6 protein-coding genes are annotated in these 6,521 nt (G+C 36.1%); all 6 read left to right on the top strand.

Annotation, left to right across the window (positions count from 1 at the left end; translation table 11 throughout):
* Nucleotides 1–70 precede the first annotated feature (70 nt).
* Nucleotides 71–781, top strand: a complete 711-nt coding sequence (locus E1171_RS10235) for a YceI family protein (RefSeq protein WP_155205910.1) — start codon at nt 71–73, stop codon at nt 779–781.
* 121 nt (nt 782–902) lie between these two features.
* Nucleotides 903–2,192, top strand: a complete 1,290-nt coding sequence (locus tag E1171_RS10240; protein ID WP_155205911.1) for an anthranilate synthase component I family protein — start codon at nt 903–905, stop codon at nt 2,190–2,192.
* Between the two features lie 38 nt (nt 2,193–2,230).
* Complete coding sequence (locus E1171_RS10245; protein WP_155205912.1) at nt 2,231–2,644, top strand: hypothetical protein; 414 nt, start codon at nt 2,231–2,233, stop codon at nt 2,642–2,644.
* 146 nt (nt 2,645–2,790) lie between these two features.
* Nucleotides 2,791–4,260, top strand: a complete 1,470-nt coding sequence (miaB, locus tag E1171_RS10250) for a tRNA (N6-isopentenyl adenosine(37)-C2)-methylthiotransferase MiaB (RefSeq protein WP_155205913.1) — start codon at nt 2,791–2,793, stop codon at nt 4,258–4,260.
* A 466-nt stretch (nt 4,261–4,726) separates the two neighbouring features.
* Nucleotides 4,727–6,013: a sigma-54 interaction domain-containing protein gene (locus tag E1171_RS10255; RefSeq protein WP_155205914.1), complete on the top strand. Its 1,287-nt coding sequence runs from the start codon at nt 4,727–4,729 to the stop codon at nt 6,011–6,013.
* Nucleotides 6,003–6,521 (top strand): LPS assembly lipoprotein LptE (gene lptE, locus E1171_RS10260; protein ID WP_155205915.1); only part of this gene is annotated, 519 nt, incomplete at its 3' end. The genes E1171_RS10255 and lptE, both read left to right, overlap by 11 nt.

Consider the following 6,521-nt stretch of genomic DNA (forward strand, 5'->3'; position numbering starts at 1 on the left):
TTTGAATTTCAAATTAAATAGGCAATAACAAACAACAAATTTTATTAATAAACTATAATTTTAAGTGATTATGAAAAAAAGCTACATTCCAGTTTTGGTGGCCGGATTACTTTTTTTGGGCACAGGTGTATTCCAGGAAGCAAAAAGCAGTAAAACAATTGGTATTTCCTCATCGGAATTAGAAAAAAACAGCACAAATGTCGAATCCAAATCATTCGCTGTAGATGTTGATCAAAGCAAAGTTTATTGGGAAGGTAAAAAATTAATTGGTGGTGGACATGAAGGAACCATTAATATAAAAACCGGATCTCTTTCAGTAGAAAAGGGTGAGGTAACAAATGGAAAGTTCATTATTGACTTAAATACCATTGATGTAACCGACTTGGAAGGTGGAATGAAAGAACGATTGATAGGCCATTTAAAAAACCCTGATTTCTTTGATGTTGCAAATTTCCCTCATGCTGAATTTACCATTGTATCAACAAAGAAGCTTACGAAAAAGGCCTTAGCTGCTTTTTCTGGGGAAAAAAAAGAAAAAGGCTACACCCATCAAGTTGAAGGAAAATTAACCATAAGAGGAAAGTCATCTGACATTTCTTTTCCAGCCTCTATTCACCAAAAAGAGGGGAAAATTCATGCAAGTGCTCAATTCTCCATTGACAGAACAAAATATGGAATTTCCTATCATTCTGAAGATCTTCTTGACCTTGCTAAAGACAAAATGATCAGCAACACCGTAAATGTGGGATTTGATTTGGTGGCAGTTAGCGAAACTTTATAGAAATCTAGATCCAGTTAAAATAAGGGGCTCACAACTAAGGCCCCTTATTTTTTGCTCCTACTATTTCTCTCCTTCAAAAAGATTAGAATATATTTGCTGGCTCATATAGGTTTATAAGGCATTGGAGAGAAGAGAAGCAAAATTTTACCCGGAAGATATTTCAACCTTTCAGCTGCACGCCCTGGCCTGGGCGGACCAGCATTTTTCATACTTTCATTTCTTTAATGGAAACCAAATATCTTACCCCAACGGACCTTTTCCAATATTTTTAGCCGCAGAGGCGGATTCTTTGATAAATTTCAAAGATTCTAATTCCTTTGAAGACTTAAAATACGCTTTTAATGAAAAAAAAGACTGGCTCATAGGCTCCTTAGGATATGACTTAAAAAATCAAATTGAGGATCTCAAAAGTAGCCATCCCAGCCATATTGAATTTGAAGACATCCTTTTTTACACACCAAAACATTTGATCTTTTTTGAACCGGATCATATAAGGCTGTGTACTTATGGAAATCCAGAAGAAATTTTTCAGGAAATCAATTGTACTCCCCTCCCACCACTTTGTAAACCAACAGTTGGCAACATAAACCCTGTCATCAATAAGAGAACCTACCTGGAAAAGGTAAATAAGATAAAACAGCACATCATTGAGGGTGACATCTATGAGATGAACTTCTGTCAGGAGTTTTTTTCTCCTAATTGTAAAATTGATCCTATTACTGTACATCGCCTCCTTAGTGATAAGTCCCCTATGCCATTTTCGGTCTTTCAAAAATCAAGGGATAAATACCTGATCTGCGCCTCCCCAGAACGATTCCTTAAAAAAGAAAATCAAAGGTTAATTTCGCAACCGATCAAGGGTACTATTAGAAGAGGAAAAAATAAGCAGGAGGACGAATTCCTTCGTCAAAAACTCCGCAATGATGAGAAGGAATTGGCCGAAAACATGATGATTGTAGATTTGGTTAGAAATGACCTTGCACAATGTGCCATTAGCGGAACAGTAAATGTAGATGAGATTTTTGGAATTTACACTTTCCCTCAGGTCCATCAAATGATCTCAACCATCAGTGCTGAACTACGACCTGATATTCATTTTGTGGACGCCATCAAGGCGGCTTTTCCTATGGGAAGCATGACAGGCGCCCCTAAAATAAAAGTAATGGAACTAACCGAAAAGTACGAATGCAGTAGAAGAGGGTTATTTTCAGGAGCAGTAGGCTATATTTCCCCTGATGGAGATTTTGATTTTAATGTGGTAATCCGGAGCATATTTTATGATTCCACTGGACAAAAATTATCCTTTCAAGTGGGGGGAGCCATTACCTACGATTCAGTACCTGACCAAGAATATGAGGAATGTCTTTTAAAAGCCAAAGCCATTCAGGAAGTATTGGCCACTCAATTGTAACAAACATCACAACTATTTTAATTTAAACTTGTAATTCAATGACAAACCAAAAAACAGCCATGTTCTTTGCATTTTATGGCCTATTATTAATCACCTGTGCGCTTCTTTCTTTTTTGACAATGGGAGTAAAAACTCAAAATATTCTTTTGTTGGAAGGCGTAACAGGAGTTTTGGCATTGTTCTTTGGCCACTTTATGAATTCACATAAAAGCTGGGCATTTATAGGTGGGTTTATTCAATCCTTATTGGCTCTAATTTTAATCGGCAACCAAGTCTATTTACAATTTTTGAGATTATTACAAAAAACTCCAATCTCAGCCGATATAACATTGGAGCAACAATCCCTCATTTTTCTGCTTCTATCTACTACCTTTATCATGACTTTATATCTAATAGCCTTACAATTTGGATACAGTAAAGCTAATCTAAAGGAACTACAACAATTAAATTAAATCCAGTCAGTTGAACATCCAATGATTTATCAACTGCCACAATGTCATTTAATAGAGTATTTACTATATTTGCAGCTTGAATTTCACCTTTGGGTAAACAATTTCTTTTCCTTTTGGTGGACCTTGATATTTGCAAGAAAGACACAATGAAAGAGATTATAAGCGACATCGATATTATTTCGGAAAAAACGGAAGAGCAGGAAAACTGTGGAATAAAAATATCGAAAGAAGAAAACACAGGAAAGAAACGGAAACTATACATAGAAAGCTATGGGTGTCAAATGAATTTCTCGGATAGCGAGATTGTAACTTCCATTATGAAAAAGGAAGGATATGACACAACCTCTGATGCTAAAAGTGCAGACCTTATCTTTCTTAACACATGCTCAATTAGAGAAAAAGCAGAACAAACTGTTCGAAAAAGACTGACTGATTTCAATAAGCAGAAGTCAGAAAAGCCTGAGCTTTTGGTAGGAGTGCTAGGCTGCATGGCCGAAAGGTTAAAAGATAAGCTTTTAGAGGAAGAAAAAATTGTAGACATCGTTGTTGGGCCTGATGCTTACAGAGATTTACCTAAATTAGTGGAATCTGCCGATGAAGGCCAAAAAGCTGTCAATGTCTTCCTTTCAAGAGAAGAAACTTATGCCGACATCAGTCCAATACGCTTGAACTCTAATGGTGTTTCCGCCTTTATCTCTATTATGAGAGGATGTGATAATATGTGTTCCTTTTGTGTTGTACCTTTTACAAGGGGAAGAGAGAGAAGCCGGGATCCTAAATCAATCGTCGCCGAGGCCAAACAACTTTTAGAGCAAGGCTACCGAGAAGTCACCCTATTGGGACAGAATGTAGATTCCTATAAATGGTCATCAGATACAACCCTTAAAGGGAAAGCTCAAATTGAGAAATCGGAAAATGCAGATATCGTCAACTTTGCCCAACTTCTGGAAATGGTTGCTCAGGTTTCTCCTGATCTAAGAGTGAGGTTTTCTACTTCTCATCCTAAAGATATTACAGATGAAGTTTTGTACACCATGAAGAAATATGAAAACATCTGTAAATATATACATCTTCCAGTACAAAGTGGAAACAGCCGAATCCTGAAATTAATGAATCGAACCTATGATCGGGAATGGTACATTGACCGTGTGGATGCCATACGAAGAATTTTAGGGGATGAGTGTGGTATTTCTTCCGATATGATAGCTGGCTTTTGTACAGAAACTGAGGAAGAACATGAAGAAACGCTTAGTTTAATGGATTATGTCAAATATGATTTTTCATATATGTTCTTTTACTCAGAAAGGCCTGGAACATTGGCAGAAAAAAAATACGAAGACGATATTCCTTTAAATATTAAAAAGAGACGATTGAGCGAAATCATTGCTATACAACAAGCGCATTCCTTAGAAAGGAACAAACTTGATGTAGGCAAGGTACAAAAAGTCCTTATTGAAGGAGTTTCTAAACGATCGGAGAAAGACCTTCAAGGGAGAAATTCTGCAAATAAAGTGGTGGTTTTTCCTTCTCAGGGATTCAAGAAAGGGCAGTATGTTCATGTCCGAATTAAAGATTGTACACCTGCCACCTTAATTGGTGAGGTTGATGCCAATTAATTTGAAAAAGGGTCTCAAAATTCAACTGCGAATTAAAAATTAGGTATCTATAAAATTTATTAAAAAAACTGAATATTATTTTTAGCAAGCATTAATACCTAAAACAATTTAAATTAATAAAATTATTTTAGTGATTTAATCGTAATAAACCATTTGATTTAAAGAGTTTGCTATTCCTAATTTTTAATTCGTAATTACCCATATTAGTATCAATTGAAATCAATAGTTTTTTAGAAGAAAATAAACTCTTTTGGCCTCCGTTTATTCTTAAGGAAATCCATGAGGTTATTACAAATTAAGAATTTAGAGGGTAAAAATATAACATCCAGTCTTTAGGCGAGGATGTAAATTGTACAAACGAGGTGCTACTAGATCATTCGTATTTAAAAACGTCTGATTTTTTAACTTGTTTTAATGATTACTTTACCACACCTAAATCCAATTATTCAAAATAAATTCTCAACTATTGGAAGTAAGAGACACTGACATTTTAAGTACAAAGCAACGATTTAATATCATTGGTAACTCTCCTTTATTAAACCATGCCATAAAGGTAGCCACCCAGGTGGCCCCTACGGAAATGACTGTTTTAATTAGTGGAGAGAGTGGAAGTGGTAAAGAATCTTTTTCCAAAATTATTCATCAACTGGGCCGCCGCAAACACGGCCAATTTATTGCTATTAATTGTGGCGCTATTCCAGAGGGGACGATTGATTCCGAGTTGTTTGGACATGAAAAAGGCTCATTCACAGGGGCACATGAAGCCCGAAAAGGTTATTTTGAAGTAACCAATGGTGGCACCATTTTCCTTGATGAAATCGGAGAAATGCCTATGGGAACGCAGGCACGGCTGTTAAGAGTACTGGAAAATGGAGAATTTATTAAAGTAGGCTCCTCCAAGGTTTTAAAAACTGATGTAAGAGTGGTAGCCGCTACAAACGTGGATCTTTTAAAGGCGGTGGAAAAAGGTAAGTTCAGAGAAGACCTTTATTACAGGCTAAACACCGTACCTATTTATGTACCACCTCTTCGTGAACGAGGAGATGATGCTGCGCTTTTATTTAGAAAATTTGCGTCAGATTTCGGGGAAAAATACCATACAAAAGCCATCCACCTAACACCGGAATCCAAACAAGTCCTAATAGACTATGAGTTTCCTGGGAATATTAGACAGCTAAAAAACCTGGTTGAGCAGATTTCGGTATTAGAGATTAATAGAGAAATTGAACCAGAAGTTTTAATGCAATATTTACCACGCCAGAAAAGTAATCTTCCAGCCATATTTGATACAACAAAAGGTAGTGAGGAGAAAATCAATGAGAGAGACATCCTTTACAAAGTGCTTTTTGATATGAAAAAGGATGTGACTGAGTTAAAAAAGTTGGTGCATCAAATATTGAAATCCGAAGGCTTTGGAAACAAAATATTAGAAGAACATCATAATCTCTTTCACAACTTAGAAACAGAGGACACTACTCCAACCCCAGAAATTGGACAAAGTCCCCTTTTATTGAACCGACAGGAGCAGGAAAGGAATCAAGAAGAAGATATTGAATATGCTCGCATAGAAGATATTACTCATGAAACAGAAGATGAGGAAGAATCCTTATCGATCGAAAAGAAGGAAAAAGAACTTATTATTAAAGCCCTGGTAAAAAATAATAATAAAAGAAAGTATGCGGCTCAAGACTTGGGGATCTCTGAAAGGACTTTATATAGAAAAATTAAACAATATGAAATTGATGACAAATAAATTCAAGGTTTTCAACTTAGGAATTATTTTATTTTTGGTTATCTTCACAAGCGGTTGTGGTGTTTACTCTTTTACCGGTGCAAACCTAAACCCTGAAATTCAAACGATCTCCATTCAACAGTTTTTTAATGATTCTGGAGATGGACCTGCCGATTTGGGACAAAAATTTAATGACCAAATCCGAAATTATTTTCAGAATAACACCAACCTCACCATGTTAAAGGGAAATGGAGACCTTCAACTGGAGGGTAGTATTACTGGTTTTCGTTATACACCAATTGCCCCTGAAGCAAGTGTGGGAAATACCACAGGAGCTTCTAGAATGCAACGCTTGACAATTACTATAAAGGTCAAGTATATCAATACGTATGATGAGACGCAAAACTTTGAAAGATCGTTTTCTTTTTATCAAGATTACAACAGTGACCAGCAAACCCAAAGTGCGGCAGAGCCTGGGTTAGTGAATGAAATTTTGGACCAAATTATTGTAGATATATTCATGGCTTCT

The sequence above is a fragment of the Xanthovirga aplysinae genome, assembly GCF_009711365.1.
Taxonomy (GTDB): Bacteria; Bacteroidota; Bacteroidia; order Cytophagales; family Cyclobacteriaceae; genus Xanthovirga; species Xanthovirga aplysinae.

What these genes read in the sequence shown, in the direction of transcription:
- E1171_RS10235 (WP_155205910.1), top strand. Translation starts at nt 71, where the DNA reads ATGAAAAAAAGCTACATTCCAGTTTTGGTGGCCGGATTACTTTTTTTG.
- E1171_RS10245 (WP_155205912.1), top strand. Translation starts at nt 2,231, where the DNA reads ATGACAAACCAAAAAACAGCCATGTTCTTTGCATTTTATGGCCTATTA.
- miaB (WP_155205913.1), top strand. Translation starts at nt 2,791, where the DNA reads ATGAAAGAGATTATAAGCGACATCGATATTATTTCGGAAAAAACGGAA.